11 protein-coding genes are annotated in these 17,823 nt (G+C 42.8%); 7 read left to right on the top strand and 4 right to left on the bottom strand.

Features of this window, described 5'->3' with window-relative positions:
* The first annotated feature begins 53 nt into the window (after nucleotides 1-53).
* The 5 genes from MSG38_RS13790 to MSG38_RS13770 all read left to right on the top strand — a co-directional run bounded on the left by MSG38_RS13790 (nucleotide 54) and on the right by MSG38_RS13770 (nucleotide 5,117).
* A complete protein-coding gene (locus MSG38_RS13790; protein WP_248402010.1) occupies nucleotides 54-731 on the top strand; it encodes a response regulator transcription factor in 678 nt (225 codons plus the stop codon).
* Complete coding sequence (locus MSG38_RS13785; protein WP_248402009.1) at nucleotides 728-2,026, top strand: HAMP domain-containing sensor histidine kinase; 1,299 nt, start codon at nucleotides 728-730, stop codon at nucleotides 2,024-2,026. The genes MSG38_RS13790 and MSG38_RS13785 overlap by 4 nt, the downstream gene beginning before the upstream one ends.
* A 127-nt stretch (nucleotides 2,027-2,153) precedes the next feature.
* Nucleotides 2,154-3,083 carry a pyridoxal-phosphate dependent enzyme gene (locus MSG38_RS13780; protein WP_086969520.1) on the top strand — a complete coding sequence of 310 codons (930 nt, stop codon included), beginning with the start codon at nucleotides 2,154-2,156 and terminating at the stop codon, nucleotides 3,081-3,083.
* Nucleotides 3,084-3,299: 216 nt separating this feature from the next.
* Nucleotides 3,300-4,037: a dienelactone hydrolase family protein gene (locus tag MSG38_RS13775; protein WP_086969518.1), complete on the top strand. Its 738-nt coding sequence runs from the start codon at nucleotides 3,300-3,302 to the stop codon at nucleotides 4,035-4,037.
* 174 nt (nucleotides 4,038-4,211) lie between these two features.
* Nucleotides 4,212-5,117 (top strand): MalM family protein, encoded by a 906-nt coding sequence (locus tag MSG38_RS13770; protein ID WP_050634920.1) that lies wholly within the window; start codon nucleotides 4,212-4,214, stop codon nucleotides 5,115-5,117.
* An 89-nt stretch (nucleotides 5,118-5,206) separates the two neighbouring features.
* Here MSG38_RS13770 and MSG38_RS13765 read toward each other — a convergent pair whose 3' ends face one another.
* Nucleotides 5,207-8,020, bottom strand: a complete 2,814-nt coding sequence (locus MSG38_RS13765; RefSeq protein ID WP_248402008.1) for a glycoside hydrolase family 3 protein — start codon at nucleotides 8,018-8,020, stop codon at nucleotides 5,207-5,209.
* 142 nt (nucleotides 8,021-8,162) lie between these two features.
* On the opposite strand from MSG38_RS13765, the gene MSG38_RS13760 reads away from it, so the two are divergent.
* The gene (locus MSG38_RS13760) at nucleotides 8,163-9,041 is read left to right on the top strand and encodes a helix-turn-helix domain-containing protein (protein WP_136984984.1); all 879 of its coding nucleotides are present in this window, start codon (nucleotides 8,163-8,165) and stop codon (nucleotides 9,039-9,041) included.
* 280 nt (nucleotides 9,042-9,321) lie between these two features.
* Here the strand turns inward: MSG38_RS13760 and MSG38_RS13755 are convergent, their stop codons facing one another.
* A complete protein-coding gene (locus MSG38_RS13755) occupies nucleotides 9,322-10,653 on the bottom strand; it encodes a carbohydrate porin (protein ID WP_102432912.1) in 1,332 nt (443 codons plus the stop codon).
* 456 nt (nucleotides 10,654-11,109) lie between these two features.
* Nucleotides 11,110-12,708, bottom strand: a complete 1,599-nt coding sequence (locus MSG38_RS13750; RefSeq protein WP_248402007.1) for a glycoside hydrolase family 16 protein — start codon at nucleotides 12,706-12,708, stop codon at nucleotides 11,110-11,112.
* A 547-nt stretch (nucleotides 12,709-13,255) separates the two neighbouring features.
* Here MSG38_RS13750 and MSG38_RS13745 point away from each other — a divergent pair.
* Entirely contained in the window at nucleotides 13,256-14,251 is a 996-nt protein-coding gene (locus MSG38_RS13745; protein ID WP_019821076.1) for a LacI family DNA-binding transcriptional regulator, read from the top strand.
* A 90-nt stretch (nucleotides 14,252-14,341) separates the two neighbouring features.
* Here MSG38_RS13745 and MSG38_RS13740 read toward each other — a convergent pair whose 3' ends face one another.
* Complete coding sequence (locus MSG38_RS13740) at nucleotides 14,342-17,785, bottom strand: hypothetical protein (RefSeq protein ID WP_248402006.1); 3,444 nt, start codon at nucleotides 17,783-17,785, stop codon at nucleotides 14,342-14,344.
* Nucleotides 17,786-17,823: the final 38 nt, after the last annotated feature.

Here is a 17,823-nt window from a genome sequence, read left to right as displayed (position 1 = left end):
TTTTCACGCTCACTCAGGATAATGTTACCGTCTATTTCTGTATGAGAATCAAAATGAAACGAGTTCTATTAGTCGAAGATAACCGCGAAATTGCAGGCGTATTGTTTGATTATTTTGAGTGCATTGGGATGGAGCTCGATTACGCGGACAACGGTGAGCTTGGCTTGCAACTCGCGATGGATAACTCTTTTGATATCATCATATTAGACCTGATGCTGCCGAGAATGGACGGCCTAACGGTTTGTAACAAGCTAAGAGACCAAGGCAATACAATTCCGATCCTGATGCTTACCGCGCTTGATAGCCGTGAAGACATGTTGAAAGGGTTTGAACACGGTGCCGATGATTACCTAACCAAGCCTTTCGATTTGGATATTTTAGAAGCGAGAATGAACGCACTGGTTCGTCGTTACCGAGGAAAAGTGGCGTCTTCTAAATTGCAGTTTGATGAACTCACCATCGACCAAAAAACGCGTAAAGCCTACCGTCAAGATAAGCTGCTCGCACTCAACCCAACCACTTACACCATCCTTGAGATGTTGTGCCAAAAAGCACCAGAAGTGGTTACTCGCGAAGATATTTCCTACAAACTCTGGGAAGAAGACGAACCCAACAATGACGTGTTGCGCAGCCACATCTATCAATTACGTAACCAACTCGACAAGCCGTTTGATACTCAGATGTTGATTACCGTCCCTAAAGTTGGATTCCGTCTGGAGTCATCGAATTGATTTTAAATGTTCTCACGAGCACCAAAACCCTAACCGGCCGCTTAGCGGTTTTCTTTGGGTTAATGGCCGTGATTGTATCGGCCTTTGTCTATTTAGTCTTTGTTGCCGCACTCTACATGTCAGAAGATCGCGTCGGTGAAAGACGCATCCTGATTGACCGTAACTATGCGGTTGGTTTATTCCAAGCAGGCGAAAGCGGTGAGTTAAGAATTGATGACCTGACAATCGCCTACAACGATCTTTCATTGATACCTGCCGAATACCTCAAGTACATTAAAGGCAAAGAAAGCTTTGTTGGCGAGGTGGGTGAAGAGCCTAACTCTCGCATGGTGTATGTAGGTGAGTATTCTGATAAAGGTCAAACCCACCCAATCGTTCTGCTTTCCGAGATCGACCGCGTCGAGTTTGAGATTTACGAACTGGTTTATGCGACCACCTTTGTACTAACGTTACTCTCTATTCTAATTTTTAGCTTTGGTGCTCTGCTCTATCGGTTATCTAAACGACTGATTGAACCCTTTAACTCTATTTCCGAACAATTGGAATCCAATAAGCTTAACCTCAATGAAGAATTTAGTGTCAATGACGATGCAGCGGTTGAATTTCGTCAGCTCACAGATCAACTCAATCAGTACCGAAGAGAAATCAATTCCTTACTCAAACGTGAACAAGCGTTTGCTCGTTACTCAAGTCACGAATTAAGAACACCGTTAACGGTCGCTCGTGGCGCAAATAAATTACTGCTAAGAAGTGAAACCACCGAATTTCAATCTCGCCAAATTGAGCGCATTGACGAAGCCATTGTTCAGATGTCGGAGATGGTCGATGCCCTACTCGGCCTGGTGCGTTACGAAAGAAACAGTGACGATGCACCACTGCGATTGTTTAGCCAACAAGAGTTAGAGGCTATCGTCTCCAAAAACTCAGCACAGGCGGATGAGAAAGACGTCGAAATTTCCATGCACGTTCAATCCGAACCCACCATTCAAGCCACCAGCGCGATAATGAATATGTTGGTCGGAAACTTGTTGAGAAATGCCATTGCAGCGACCAATAGTGGCACCGTAACGGTCACTCTGTCCCAAGAGAGTGTTGTGATTGAAGACCAAGGCGAAGGCCTCCAAGAACAGTACAATCCAAATGGGCATGGGTTAGGTTTATTGATTGTCGAGGACTTATGCCAACGCTTCCAATGGGGCTTTGAATTGGTCAATCGCAGCTGTGGTGGATGTACCGCTAAAATAACCTTTCAAACCGATCGATCCGCATCCATCTCAGAGCAAATAAATTCGTAGTTCGAGGCTCAATATCGAACGAAAACTTGATTTAGTTGGTTTACAGCGGTCCCTAGCTACTAGATACTCGCTAGTCCTATTTGAACTATAAATGCTGGCTCTTGAGTCAGCATTTTGTCTAAGTGCGATGAAACTAAATAATAGCCCTGTAACTCAGCATCAATTTAACGACCACACCTTTTTCTTAAAGCGTGACGATCAACTTCACTCACACTTTTGCGGTAACAAAGCCCGCAAGTTCATGAAGCTGCTGGAAGACGAGCACCCAGAGACCACAACCTTGATCAGCTATGGTTCTGCGCAGGCTAACTCTCTGTTCTCACTCGCGGCACTGGCAAAGATCAAAGGTTGGACGCTTGAGTTCTACGTCGATCATCTTCCCGAGTGGCTACTAGAACGCCCAATAGGTAATTACCGTGGTGCAGTAGACCTTGGCGCTAAGGTGATTTCAGTCAAAGAGACAGGCTCTGAGCTTCATCCTAAAGAGTATATTGAGCAAGTAAGACAACCTGACTCACACTGCATTGTGTTACCCGAGGGTGGTCGCTCTCAGCTTGCTGAGTATGGTGTTAAGCAATTGGCAATGGAAATACTGAGCTGGACTCGCTTCGAAAACCAACACGATTTTGTGGTCGCACTCCCCGCAGGGACAGGTAGCACAGCTCTCTATCTTCATAAGCATTTAAAGCTGCACAACATCCCGGTATTAACGTGTGCTTGTGTTGGTGGCAGCGACTATTTAACGCAGCAATTTAATGAGCTAGGTGAAACCGAACATCCACAGATCTTATCGCTCGAAACCAAACACCACTTTGGAAAATTGTATCAACAGGATTATCAAACTTGGTTGGATCTACAAGAGCAAACCGACATCGAGTTTGACCTGCTTTACGACCCATTGATGTGGCAATGCTTAGAACAATGGCAAGAAGATAACCCAACTAAAACCATTATCTACATTCACCAAGGCGGTATCTTAGGTAACGAATCGATGCTGCCACGCTATCAGCGAAAATATCCAGATATGTGCCGTAGCACGACTAACGCTTCCTGGTAATTGCCCCGTCACACCGAGCTCTGGATATTCGAATTTCCGTAATCTGAGAACACCGTCATACAGCCATCACACTTGATCGTGATGGCTGTTTTAGCGTTTCACTTTCATATTTTACCTCTACTCTTACACTTCAAATTAAAGACAGAAATCTGGCGAGAATCATCGCGTTATCTATACTGTCGATTGGAACGTCATTGTCTTCTGAAGGAATAACGCATGCGAAAACTCACTACACTCGGCCTGTTTTCAATCTTACTACCCTTTTCAGCTATTTCTGGAGAAAACGTCACTTACCAAGTCGACGGGATGGACTACGAAGGTTATTGGAGTGAAGCCAGTGACCAAGCGCCTTTGGTACTGCTAATTCACGATTGGGATGGCTTAACCGATTACGAAAAGAAGCGTTCTGAGATGCTCAACGAACTCGGTTACAACGTGTTCGCTATCGACCTGTTTGGTAAAGGCATTCGCCCAACCGAAGTGAAAGACAAAAAACAACACACAGGCGAACTGTACAAAGACAGAGAGAAAATGCGTGCGCTACTCAACGCAGGAGCCATGGAAGCGAAAAGACTTGGCGGTAACTTAGATAACAACGTAATGATGGGATACTGCTTTGGCGGCGCTGCCGTTTTAGAAGCGGCTCGTGCAGGTATCCCTTCGAAAGCTTATGTTACCTTCCACGGTGGTTTATCGACACCGAAAGGACAAGATTACTCGCAAACCAAAGCCCCAGTTGTCGTGTTCCATGGCACAGCAGACGCCATGATCTCAATGCACGACTTTGGAAGCCTCGCCGCTCAACTTGAATCAACCAAAGTTCCGCATGAGATGATCACTTATAGTGGTGCACCACACGCCTTCACAGTATTCGGATCGAATAACTATCAACATGAAGCTGACCAAAAATCGTGGGAACGCTTTACTCAGTTGCTAAGTTCGGTATCTCGTTAACTTTCAATCTAGGTAACAGCCCAACGGCAGCCTGTTACCTAATTCGTACTAATTATTAACGAGTATTTCTTTAAATTTGGTGTTCGTCACTCAAAAAGAAAGCGCTTTCTTGTAGTGTGTCTATTATCAATCAGGCACTCTGAATCAGATATGCTTTTTTAACTGTGAGAAATTATGAAATATTTAGCAATACTACCAGCGGTATTCGCACTAAGCGCCTGTTCAACAGTGACAGAGTCACCGGTTAGCTACCACAAAACTTCTCCGGGGCTAGAGTCACTACAGAACAACGAAAACTGCTGTGAAAACCTGAGTACAATTCAATATCAAAGCGTTACGAACCCAGAAGAAACATCTGTTTCGATCACCACAGCAAGCCCTAAGATCGAGTTCAAATCGGGCCGATCCTTTGCTGGAGGGCTAAAGCTTCCTACAACACTAGATGCTATTCGTTTTTCAGTGACTTCAAATGCTAGTTATTCAGCATTCGTTCCGTCACTTTTAGTCTTAGACAAAAATTACCAGCCGCTAGATGTCATTGGCAATGAAAGTATTAAGTACCAACCACTTAGCCTGCTTGATGGTGCACAATATGGCGCGCAAATCGAACTGCAAGAACGTTACTTAAACGGCGAGGCTCCTGCTTACTTGGTCGTATTCACAACCAGCGAAGCACTCGCGGAAACAACTCCTGTCGAAAAACCAAGTGATATGGCGATACGTTCTGGTGATATCCAGGCAAACATCGCTCATAACACGGACTACGCCATCCCTCATTCTGCAATCGGGAAAGTCTCCTTTGATTTTAAATTCACAGCGGTAACCACCGTTGTTGAAGAACAAAACCGTCAAAAGCGAGTTCAACAAATTATTCCAGAATCAACCGTAGCCCAATCAGATTTATTAACGGAAAATACACTGAATAAGAAAGAGGTTTATCAAACTCTTATAGAAAACTCGGTTTCATCTGGAGATTTTAGTGCAGCACTGACTTACGTTGAAGAATCTGAGCGATTAGGAATCGAAGGGATGCGAAACTCCTTTGTTGACGCGATGAAGCAATATCAAAAAGCACAATAACTCAGCCTCAAAGTAGTCGTTTATTTTCTCTCACTTTACCTCTTTTTTGAGCAAACGAGAGTTAAATAAACGACTGTTATCCCTCAGCCCTATTCAGGCATAAACGAAAATTCTAATTGCTCCAATTCTAAGCCTAATTTGATGAATTCAATATCCAAAGAATAAAAGCCTTTATCAAGCTTAACGGAGAGCCCCTCAACTGAAACTGTCTCGCCATTAGTACCATTCACTGATAGAGACATCGCGTACACGTTATTGAGACTTAAACTACACGCAGATTGAGCCAAAGTACCACTATCGTAGTTAACAATACCTGCACATCGATACACACCAGCCTGTTTAACTTCCAAAACAATGCTACGGTTTTCTCTGATATTAAGTGGTAATACTATTGCATGTTGCTCTGCCATCAGAGAGCAAAACTCTCCATCAGTTTTACTCTGTTGTTTATTAAGATTTTGGGTCGCCTCAAAGCTCTTAACTGGATCAAAAGCGACTAATGGGCGACCCATTGCTGGAGAGTCCATAATAAAACGACAAATATTCATCGCGCTTCGTTGCAACTCCCCTAAGCTCAACGTTCCGTTTTCAAGCGTCTGTAACGTATCGTCATTCGACACGTTATTTTCAGCACCATCATGCTCAACAACCATATACAGATCATTTTGAGAGCGAAGCATAAAGGATGTGTAGCTTCGACTTTCAGAACCACCTTTGATTGGGTCATTCATTTTTGCCCACCAATCCGTCATCACTATCCCCTTATAACCCCACTCCCCACGAAGAATCGTGGTATTGAGGTCGTAATTGGACGCAGCCCAGTGACCATTAATAGGATTGTAGGAGGTCATAACACTCGAAGCTCCTCCTTGTTTTACCGCTATTTCAAAAGGCTTCAGATGAATCTCACGAAGCGCTCTCTGAGATACAACACTATCAACATCAAACCGTGACGTTTCTTGATCATTCGCCACCAAATGCTTGATTGTGCCAGATACTCCTGCAGCTTTAAGACCAAGAGTTTGAGATGCTGCCATTACCCCTGAGAGAAATGGATCTTCTGAGAAATACTCAAAATTTCGACCATTCAAAGGGTGGCGGTGGATGTTAATCCCAGGACCAAGCAACGTATCAATATGATTGGCTTGCATCTCTTTCCCCACTAAATGAAATAGTTTCTCATTCAGTTCCGGGTTCCATGTACAGCCTAATAATGTACCAATTGGGACTTGAGATGCTTTATGTCCGCTGTCCATTCGGATACCAGACGGACCATCAGCAGCTGCAACGACAGGGATGCCTAAATCAAACAGGCTCGGCGAAACACCACCAAAAGCAGCAGCAGTACCTGGCGTCACCCTAGGGCTACACATACCTTCCCCACGAACAATTGTCGCTAACTGCTTTACGGTCATTTGCGAGATAAATTCGTCAATGTTCGCTCGCCCCTGCTTAACATCCAGTAAACGAATGCCCGTATCTTCACCAAGAGGAATAGAGCTTGGAAGCTCACTCAGAATACGTTTACTCAAATCAATAGTTCGCAGCGGCACAGATTCGTAATCGCAACTGTAAACACCATTTTCCTCGTTGCCTTTTGGGATCAACCTACTAAATCCGGTGACAGGAGCAAGTGCTTCCGTTAATTGCTCAACAACTATTAGCTCATCCACTTTTATGCTTTCGTCAACTAGCCTTGCTTGTCGAACGCTGCCTCCTAAATAAAACTGATATTCCCCAGCTTCAAGCACATAGCTATTTGGGTAACCTGTCTTACCACTATCATCAAATGAAGCTAACGAAGATAGAAGAAATGAAACCTTCACACGTGCTGTTTCGTTTGGATCCAAAGTGGGTGTTTTTGCAAAGCCTGTAAGTGCTCTAGATGGCTTACCCAGTTGACCTTGAGGTGATTCAACATACAGTTGAACAACATCCTTACCACTGTATTTCTCGCCTATGTTTTTAACTTCAATATCGAAGACCAACTCTTGTTCAGAGCCGGAACCAAGAATCGTCAATGCATTTAATTTATTGGAAAAGCGGGTGTAGGACAGCCCAAAACCAAATTCAAATTGAACAGCTTTAGGATTGAAAGTTTCAAAATACCGATACCCGACATAGATATCTTCTTGATATAAATTCCGGTCTTTGCTTCCAAAATTCGAGCTCGAAGGGTAATCAGATAAAGAGTGCGCAATCGTGTCGGTCAAACGTCCACTTGGGCTAACATCACCAGATAAGACATCCGCAAGAGCATGCCCACCTTCCATACCTGCAGCCCAGTTATATAAAATCGCCTTGAGCGAACTTGTATCTTTTAGTGAGCTTACCCATGACATATCAATAATGTTGGTCACGTTCAGTATCACAATGACATCATCAAAATGTTCGGTCACTTTCTCCAACATTTGCATTTCGAGCACGGTTAAATTGTAACTGCCTTGCTGCTGTGCATTATCTTGATCCTCACCCGCCGTTCGACCGATAAAGATAATGGCTTTGTTAGATTTGGCGGCGGCATCCATCGCAACAGAAGTTGAAAGAGGCATTTCATCTTGAAACCAAGGTTCAGCTGCCCAACCACCACCGCCGTCATTGAACGGGTTGTCCTTGATCCAACGTTGGTATACCTCCACCAAACTGAGATTAAGATTGATGTTTGGATTTTCATACAAGCCCTGTAATGCATTTACGGAATAAGGGACATTCACCGCTCCACCAGATCCAGTGCCACTTCGGTAGGTATCAATCTGACAACGACCAAAAAGAGACACCGTATCATTAGCCTGCAATGGCAATATTGAATCACTATTTTTTAGTAGCACAATGCCCTCAGCAGCCGCTTGTCGACTTATGGTTGCAAGCTGCTTCTGTGCTTCGAGAATTTCCACAGTATTCATTTTGAGTCCTACTATTTTTTTACTTAGAGCAAAAGTTTTACCTCTCGCTCTAAAAGTTAATATTGTCTTGGTTCAAAAAATAGTAATCTTAACTACGGCGTGTAACTACCAAATAAGCGACAGAAGTAGGTAAAATAGCGACATGAAAACCAAGTTTAGACTCCAAAGTCATCAGAGATATCCTCAGATAAAATTTGCCTATGTCGATGGTCATCACGATTTCGACTTTGACGTACATAGCCATGACTTTTCTGAACTTTTCTTAGTTGTGAGCGGTAGTGGAAAGCATACGGTAGCTAGCCACACCTACCCTTTAAGTACAGGAGATGTATTTGTTATTAATGGGGATATTGAACATGGATTTTGCGAAGTAAATAAACTGAAGATTGTAAACTTGATGTTTGATACGGCATTGCCTTTTTTTGAGGTCCCTTCAATGCGTCAAATGCCAGGCTATCAAGCGCTTTTCAAGGTAGAACCAATTGCTCGACAAGCATCTGAATATCAAGCAAAGCTTACGTTATCACTTTCTCAGTTGAAACGAATTAATGGACTTCTACAACAAATCAAATCGGAATACGACAACGCAGAACAGGGGTTTGAAATCATATTGACGAGCACAATGCAGCAACTTGCGATAGAACTTTCTCGGCGATATCAAGAACAGACCCATAGCTTACCAAAAACAACCTTGGCATTGAGCCGTGCTCTCGCACATATAGACCGTCATTACAAAGACGTGGGATTGGATACAGAAACCATTGCGCAAGCGGCGTATATCAGCAAGCGGCAACTAGAAAGGTTATTCAGGCAGTTTTTAAATACATCCCCAAACCAATACGTCAAAGACCTTCAAATTCGACACTCGGCAACCTTATTATTAAACGACAACAAAAGCATCCAACACATTGCTGAGTCTTGCGGCTTTTCTGACAGCAACTATTTCTCCAAGTGTTTTAAGGCCAAAAATGGATGCAGCCCTCGCGAATTTAGAAAGCAACATGCTTCCCATAATTCATAATCCTTTCCCCCTTAAGCCTTAAAAAGATTAGATATGTCACACATAAAAAAACCGCTTCTTTCGAAGCGGTCGATGAGTATCTTTGGCAAGAACACACTTGAAACGACATTCAAATATGGAAGACTCATAGCAATAAAAATGAAACTCTTTGTGCTGCTAGGAAAGAGCTCAACTATTGCAATAAATAGGGATATCGAGAGCCTTGCCCGCCCTAAAGGCAAGGCCGTCATACCACTCCCCCGGTATGCTCGATATCACTTAAGACCCGAAGGTAAAAATTCTACCACCACATGTCAGCTTGAATACCTACAACAAAGTCACCCTCTTTACCCGTGCCGTCTTGCATTTCACCATCAAGGTAAGATGCCATGAAGCGAATTTCTGGAGATGGACCGAAGCCAGAGTGCACAACTAGAGTCGGTGCTACTGTTAGCTTGTAATCATAAGAATTCTTTGACTCACCATTACGGTCTTCGTAGTTGTACATATAACCAGCTTCGGTAGCGATAAAGAAGTTTTCTGAAATTGGGAACGTTGGTCGCACCATTGCTGATACCCAGCCGTCTGTGTCACCATTGTCAAAATCGTTGTACTGGGTTTGAAGAGAGTGGAAAATATTCACACCATTTTCAAAAAAGTACCCACCCCATGCTAAAGCACGTAGTGATACATCGTTTTCATCAACAGCCTTCAAACAAGACGTACCACAACCCGTGCCTGTCGTTAACCAACTTTGATAGTCACTACCAGGCTTGTACGTGTTGTAAGTCGTAAGAGTACCGCCTAAAAGGTTACCCGAACCTAAGCCTTTACCAGCCTGCGCGATGTATTTTGTAAAACCTTTATCTGACAACCCAAAGACAGACTCAGTGTGAACAATTGCCGTCATTTCATAGCCATTCTCAGCGAATGCTTCTGGGCCATTACCAAAACCTAAATCGACCATATTGTCTGGCATATACTTAGCCATAGCGTGAAGCTCAACACTGCCAAAGTTCACGCCAGCATGAAGTGCATGCATGATGTTGTTGCTGTCACCCCAGAAACTTGTATCGCCAGAGTCATCGCTTGCAATATAAGCAAAGTCCCACTTATTGCCACCTAGCTCAACACCTTCAATACCAACACCAGTACCTGACATATCCGTGTAGAAAAAGTCGGTCATAAAGATGTAATTATCTTTACCATAAAAGCGCTTACCACCCCATACAACACCGGTTTCAGATACACCTTCAAACTCGACAAAAGTTTCTGCCATACCAATTTCGCTGTTGGTTGCATCGGCATTGGCACCAAGTTGGTTAGTTGCATATTCCGCATTATTGGCTGCAGCTCGTGTTTTGATTCGAATTTTCTGACCACCGTCATTCTCAAAATTTTTCTGCAGTGCTACTTCAAAGTGGCTATCCGACTCAACACCCAATCGACCTAAACGCTCTTTAGATGCTGGGAACTTTGCACGTTTAAAATCGTCATTTTCACTGAATAGAACACCAGCACGGAAATAGCCGTGAAATTCAAATCCATCCGATTTTTCGGCATATGCAGCAGGTACAGTAGACAAGCCAGCAGTAGCGACTAAACAAGCAAGGGTAAGCTTAGAAAGTTTCATAATAACTCCATGTTCCAAATTATACTTTCAAAAAGAAAGCGCTTTCTTTATTTTTCTTAAAAAAACCAATCGAACAGATTTAAAGAAGATCAAATCTAAGCCCACATTCACTATGCACTCTTAACCTTATTGGCTTTAACCGCTCAGTTGGTATGGAAAGAGTATAAATGGATCTTGTGAATATAAACCGTGATCAACCCCACCAAAGAAAGCGCTTTCTTATGCATAAGTCACAAAAATAGAGATGTTAAGTATTTTGTTTGAACAATCATGGAACCAAGTAAAATATCACTGTTCACATATTAAGGACGAATTACTCCGTTCAATCACTCAGAACCTGTTTCGGAATACATCGTCGATTATCTTCCTGGAATGCTCGTCGAAATAAAAAAGGGAACATACATCGTATGTTCCCTTTATATTCAGAATTTTATTCAAACTCTTTTGTTAAAAAGCTTACTTTTCAAATCGAATATTGTCTAATTTAAAACTCATTTCTCCTTGAGGCTCAAACACTAAAAGGTTAGTGATCGTTGTTGGATCAGCTTGATTTCCACCAGCAAAACGGTTGTCTCTCTTTAAAATGTCAGCGATTGGAATACGTACCGTCTTCCATTCATTGATTGCTGATAGCGGCACGGTATAGTCACTTGTTTTCGGCCAGCCACTGTCCATCTTAACCAATAGTTCAACCCCGTCGGCCATGCTCTCAACTTTCAAATCAAAGACCAGTTCACCCGTTTCTTGCCAATGTGTCACATCTGTTACAGGAGAACGAAAATAGATATTTCCTGATCCTTGATTCTTATTCACTTGTAGCACTGTTCCACGATCTGGTTCGGTCACTTCTTGATAGTCAACAATATCCAATGGGTCATAACTTGCATAAGCCAAGCTTGCGTTAAGAGTTTCGGTAAAAATCTCCAACGTTGGTCCATCAGCATAACTATCATCGGTTGCTAAGATCTCTGGAGCTTCGTGCCCTATCACTTGTATTGCATGTTCAGAACGACTTGCACACCCTTTTCCTTTCCAACGATCAACCTTACAACGGTAAACCTTTACTGAATCAACTAGCATTGTTTTCGGAAACAAACCTTCGTCGATGCCTTTATCATTTGCGTTTGCTGACCACGCCCCACCGACGGCCAAGTTCAATAACAAATGAAACTTTTCATCAAACGGAGCTGCTCCACTCGCATTAATGAGTTTCCCTTCTTCCGCTTCATATTGGCTGTACCAGCCCTCTTGAGTTTGAGTCGCGTAATGAATATTGTCTACATACCAACGAATTTCACCTTCTTCCCACTCAATCGCGTATGTATGGAAGCCCTCAGTAGGGTTCACACCATTTGGCAATGTCGCGGCTTGCCCTTTATAAACATTGTCTGGCCAATTTCGTCCGTAATGTAACGTCCCGTAGACCCGGCTCTCTAGAGCATCATTTTTCGCTCTCGCCGCATCTGAAAGTGTGTTTAGGTTAACCGCTTCCATAATATCGATTTCGCCAGAAGCAGCCCATGTACCATATTTATTGTCGGTTGGCAGCATCCAAATCGCGGGCCATGAACCTTGTCCACCGGGTAACTTTGCTCTGATTTCATAACGGCCATATTTGGTGTCACGCTTGTCTCTTGTACTTAGCCTCGCAGAAGTATAAGGGAGTGTTTTAGTTGCTCCGCCAATCGTACCTTCGGCATTGTCAGGCCCAGTATGACTTTGCTTCAGCGCGACAATGTGTAAAAAGCCATCTTTAACAAATGCGTTATTAGGATCATCCGTGTAGCACTGTTGTTCATTGTTCCCTCCTCCCCAACAGTTCACTTCTAATGACCAATTACGTTTATTTATTTGCTCGCCTTCAAACTGGTCTTCCCACACCAATTGCCAGTCTGAACTTAAAGTAACTGGAGCATGGGATAGCACAATCGCTTTTTCAGTTTGAGCTAAGTCAGCACTTTCGGATACCGGCAGCTCTATCGCCGTGCAGCCAGACATCAAAGCGGCAGAAATAAAAGACGTTAATATCTTTACCTGATTGGTTAGATCTTGCATTACAACTCCTTGTATCACGACTTTCTAAGCAGGCGACACGTAATATCGGAGCCCATAACAGAAAGTCGATAAATGAATAAGTCCGCGAGCATGGACCCAATATGCCATGCACGACTGTTTCAAAATGAGTATATAAAAGTGCATAGTTCAAAAAAGAGACAACGCTCACCTTAAGAAAGCGCTTTCTTGTTGGGTTTCACATTTTGCTAAAATTCGTTGTGGTTTGTGTAGATTCTCAAGAATTTTTTGACCTGATTATCTGCATAACACCCTAGAATCTCTTTTATTCTCAGGCTTCTATTTTTTCTAGCTTACAACGAAGCTCAGAAAAACAGATTCACTTTTATCACAATACAAAGAAAGCGCTTGCTTGATATTTGAACGAGTATATGGAAATATTCGTGACCTTACTTTGTATGCTTAACCTTCAAATTTAGCGTTAAGCAGTTCAGAGTTTTTAAATATTAATCATTGGATTGCTAGGCTCTTATTGATCACGAAGGTAATATAGCTTAGTTCACTCCTTGTAGAGATAAGGCCACTACCATTGATCACCATTAAAGAAGTATCTGAACTTGCTCAAGTTTCTCAATCAACTGTCTCACGAGCATTAAATGGTCACCCTACGGTAAAGGAAGCCAATCGCGAAAAAGTATTCAAAGCTATTGAGCAACTGGGCTACAAGCCTAATGCGTTTGCACAAGCTCTAGCCTCCAGTCGTTCAAATAGCATTGGCATGCTAGTTGGTTCGCTTGATGGGCCTTTCTATGGACCATTAATGCATACAGCCGAAGATACCGTTCGCCAAAATAATATTCACTTAATCGTTACAAGTGGCCAGGAATCACGAACCAAAGAGCTCGATTCTATCCAGTTTTTGCAATCTAAACTTGTGGATGGCCTCATTGTTCACTCAGACAAGCTCAGTGATGACGAACTGATCAAAATAGCGAAAGACAGTGAAACAATGATTGTTCTCAACCGTTTTATTCCTGAGATTTCTGATCGCTGTATTTACATTGATAATGAGCTTGGTGGCTACCTTGCAACGAAGCACTTACTTGAGAACGGCCATAAAAAAGTCGCTTGTATCACAGGCCAGTTGAGTAAAGTTGATAGTAGAGATCGCTTTCAAGGGTATCGAAATGCCTTGTTAGAGTTCGGTATCGAATACGACGCAGGGCTGTTTGTAGAGGGACGCTTTGATCATCAAGGCAACCACGAAGCTGCGCGACGCTTGTTAGACCGAGACCCTGAGATCACCGCGATTTTCTGTCAAAATGACAATATCGCGCTTGCTGTATATGACGTAGCAGCAGAGCGAAACCTCATTATTGGGCGAGACCTTTCAGTCGTAGGCTTCGATAACGATACTCATAGCCAGCATATTCGTCCTCGCTTATCGACGGTCGACTTTCCAGTTCATGAGATGGGAGAAGAAGCTGCAAAAGGTGTTTTATCGTTAATTAATAAACGCGACTACCCATTGAAGCACAAACTAACCCCGACATTGATTGTAAGAGAGTCCGTGGCTAAGCTTTGATTTTTGTATATCAAGCACCCCATTTTTTACACTTAAAAGAAAGGCTCTAAGTATTCACTTAGAGCCTTTTTATTTCACTTTAAATTAGAGTTAGAGTAACTGGTGCTTTGACAACACGACAACGACTTTCTCAATAAGACCACTACGAGAAAAGAGCTGTGAAGCCATTTCATGGTTTAGCGTTAACGATGCAAATGCCTCACTTGTTCCGTCTTTAAACTGAACTTCAATACCCTGTGTTGGCTCATCATTGAGTTGGTAAATAAACGGTACCTGGCAGTAAGTAAAAGCCAGTTGCCCAGCCTGAACAATAAAGCTCTGCATTTGTCCTTCAATATTTTGGCAGTCAAAAGTCGCCGCTTTTTGTAAGAACTCTTTAGGACTAAGAAGTGAAGGGTTAATTACAATTGTGCCATCAACGACCTCTAGACCTAGCTCTCCAAAACGAGTAATTACTTCTTCCTTAACTTGCCCTGTCATCCCTGGCTGCTGTGCTCCAGAGTGCTTTGGCGTATGAGAATACGGATCCGTCGGAAACGCACCGTAGTTTTCCGGCGTTTTGTTGAAACCAATACCAGCTCTCACTTTGTAATAGTAATCCGCTAATCTAAGAGTTTCCTGGCTATTAGAGTCCATACTCCAAGCATGCTGATAGTTTTCTTGCACAGCTAGCAGCAACTTAGAAACCATATGCCAATAGATACAACCTAAACCTTCATAACCAAACATGGTTCCCGAACGCCCAGTAAAGGCTTTATGGTTGAATACACGCTCATACAAATTAGATACATGACAAAATTCATCATCACTAATTGACGGGTAATCGGCTTTAATTTCATCAATCGCAGCCTGAAGGAAACCTTTGTTTTCAAAGCTTGAATTGAAGTGGTAAGAACCTTTGCTGTCTTGGTTTACTAATCGGTTATCTTTGGCAACAACCATCATGCTTAACAATTTGCTCTGGTCAATGTCTTTAGCGTCTAAACAGTTTTTGTCCATAAAAGAAGCCAGCTCACGGTCAGGGTAAAGCATGAAGCTATTTTGATCAGCACGATACATGTCACTGGCAAACAATTTATCCAACAACTCAACCGTTTGTTTAGGTGATAATAGACCCGAGCTCAATACTGCAACTTGCCCTTCTAGCATCGGGTAAAGCTCTTCAACCATTAAGCTCTCACCAGAACAACTCAAGATGTTATACGCATTGTACAAACCGTCTTCACGCAAGTTGTTTGCAATCGTAGAATCTAGGACTTTTAAGCTCGCGCCCATCAATTGAACAATCGCTTCTTTCTCAACTTTCGTTTTCCCTGAGAATCCATTTACTCGGTACACGCGCTCACGATAATTAGCAGCGGATTTAGCCAGCTTAGTCAGCATTGCTTTACGAGTTTGACGAGTGACCGTATCTTGACGAATCTCTGTATTTGCCTCTGAAACGATCTGTGTAACAGAAGACATCCACTCAAACACTTCTTTGGAAATACTGTATGACGATGGTGACTTCTCTAACAGGCGCTGCATAAAGGCAACATAGCGACGCATGTAGTACAAGGTTACCATTGAGAGGCCGTTGCCAACGATAGCGTTGTTTGCATCATTCCATTCTGGACGTTGTGTATTGAGCCAAATACCACCATCAAGCACTAAGTTACTCAATTTCGCCAACAAAGGGACGAGTATCTTCTCCATTAAGTTGACCATATAAACTTCTTGGTCACCCGTCATCAACAAGCGACCGTCACTGCCTAAGCTCTTTACACGTTGCTCTGTCAATTCCTGCAAGTCTTGGTTGAACTCTACGGTATCTTTAGGGTTATCAAAGAGGCCTTGAACTCCACAAAGCTCGTAAGGCACGTTGGCATAACTAAAAATGTCACTCTCTAGTAATTCGATAAGATCGCTTTGCTCAAATTTGTCTGCCAACTCAAGGAATTTTAATAGATAAATGATTTGATGATCGCCCCAGTAACCAATGTTACTCCAAGGATCATCCGCCTCTAACAGCTCCCAATCTACACCATCTTTAGTAATTCGATACGGATTGTAACCATCCACCGTTGAAGCATTAACAAACTTAGAGATGAATGATTTGATGAACCCTGGATAACTAAGAGCCATCGCTTCCCAGTTTTGGAAAATATCACGCCAGTTGCCTTGATAAGAAAGTAAGCGTTCGCCATTTTCATCTTTGAGCTTAATCTCATAGTGGTTCCAAGGGCGACTAGGGTCACCATGACGACGTCCAAAAGTAAGCGGTAGATACTCGTAGCTCAATCGAACTAATTGAGAATCCCCTGTCGCTTTAGCGCGCGAAACTAATTCAGAATGGCTGAAAACATCCCCTAACTGATCAAAAAAGTCTTGATGGCGGCCAGCTACCTGAGAGTTGGCCTTTTCCATAGTTTTAACTACGTCAACCTTTTCTAACATATAGCCGTTTTCAAACACGCCACCACGCATGTTATTGAACAACACATTGGCATAATGGTGAACGCTGGTATTTTCTTCAGCTGTTATTTGCCACGCATCCGCGCCAGACATTAATGTGATCAATTCATCTTGATTATCTGCAACGCTCTTTTCTAAAGCTAGTGCTAGGTTAGCAGGAACAGAGAGCTCAGATTGAAGCTGACAGATATCGGAATGAGTCTTGTCTATATCAGCGACAATCGACCAAACTTTGGTTTGATGTGCTCGCAGCGTCAGAGACTTATGAACTAAATAGCTCCCTCTAACCCCTTTCGTTAAAGGTTCACTTTTAACCGCTCGACCTTTTCTGAACGCATTAACTTGAGCACTCGTCAATAAAATTTGGCTGCTTTCCGTTTCTAAGCTGAAGACTGTCGTCGCTAGCAAAGATTCAGCAGGGTCGGCTCTATCGCTCAATTTCGCGTACATGCTGAACAGAGCTAATGAACTACCATCAACTTGTTCATTCCACTTGTACGCATCAACTAATGCACTTCTTGTTTGAAGAGCTGATAACGGAGCGCCTGAAGGAAGTATATTTTGTAAGCCATCTAGTGCTTCGACTTTACGCTCAAAGCTCGCGAGGTTGGTCAGTTTTGAACGACGAATAAAGCCGTATTTTTCACTCGTATTCCAGCTGTATTGGAACTGTAGTTGCAAAGTATGGTTTATCTCTTCAAATACAATCTTGTCTCCAATCGTATTTTTATAAAGATTGCGTTCAACATCAAAAATACCATCATGGAATGTATTAAACGGTTCCCAAAGTACAACCTTGTCGCCATGTTCAATACGGAAGATGGATTTTGAGCCGGTGTTTTCCGCATTTTCATGAATATGGTCAACAGACTTGTAAGGAAAAAGCGCATTTTCCGGACGAATGCGTCCAGCTGAAAGGCTGCCTGTTGATGAAATAAATAACCAGTGATCGCTCGACGATACAACGCTAATAAAGAATGGCGTCATTTGGTCAACATTAGAGATTTGGTAGTAACGCTCACCATCTAAATCAACGAACTTGCCATCGACCTCTGGTGTTGAGTTGTAGTCTTGTTTCATATCAAAATTCCAAAAAATTCTTACACTTAAACTTTGAA

This window comes from Vibrio sp. 1CM24A (genome assembly GCF_023161725.1).
Lineage (GTDB): Bacteria > Pseudomonadota > Gammaproteobacteria > Enterobacterales > Vibrionaceae > Vibrio > Vibrio coralliirubri.
This window is presented reverse-complemented; position numbering and strand designations above follow the sequence as displayed.

Excerpts from the sequence above, each read along its gene's own strand:
- MSG38_RS13780 (WP_086969520.1), top strand. The coding sequence starts at position 2,154 with ATGAAACTAAATAATAGCCCTGTAACTCAGCATCAATTTAACGACCAC.
- MSG38_RS13760 (WP_136984984.1), top strand. The coding sequence starts at position 8,163 with ATGAAAACCAAGTTTAGACTCCAAAGTCATCAGAGATATCCTCAGATA.
- MSG38_RS13770 (WP_050634920.1), top strand. The coding sequence starts at position 4,212 with ATGAAATATTTAGCAATACTACCAGCGGTATTCGCACTAAGCGCCTGT.
- MSG38_RS13740 (WP_248402006.1), bottom strand. The coding sequence starts at position 17,785 with ATGAAACAAGACTACAACTCAACACCAGAGGTCGATGGCAAGTTCGTT.
- MSG38_RS13790 (WP_248402010.1), top strand. The coding sequence starts at position 54 with ATGAAACGAGTTCTATTAGTCGAAGATAACCGCGAAATTGCAGGCGTA.
- MSG38_RS13750 (WP_248402007.1), bottom strand. The coding sequence starts at position 12,708 with ATGCAAGATCTAACCAATCAGGTAAAGATATTAACGTCTTTTATTTCT.
- MSG38_RS13755 (WP_102432912.1), bottom strand. The coding sequence starts at position 10,653 with ATGAAACTTTCTAAGCTTACCCTTGCTTGTTTAGTCGCTACTGCTGGC.
- MSG38_RS13775 (WP_086969518.1), top strand. The coding sequence starts at position 3,300 with ATGCGAAAACTCACTACACTCGGCCTGTTTTCAATCTTACTACCCTTT.
- MSG38_RS13765 (WP_248402008.1), bottom strand. The coding sequence starts at position 8,020 with ATGAATACTGTGGAAATTCTCGAAGCACAGAAGCAGCTTGCAACCATA.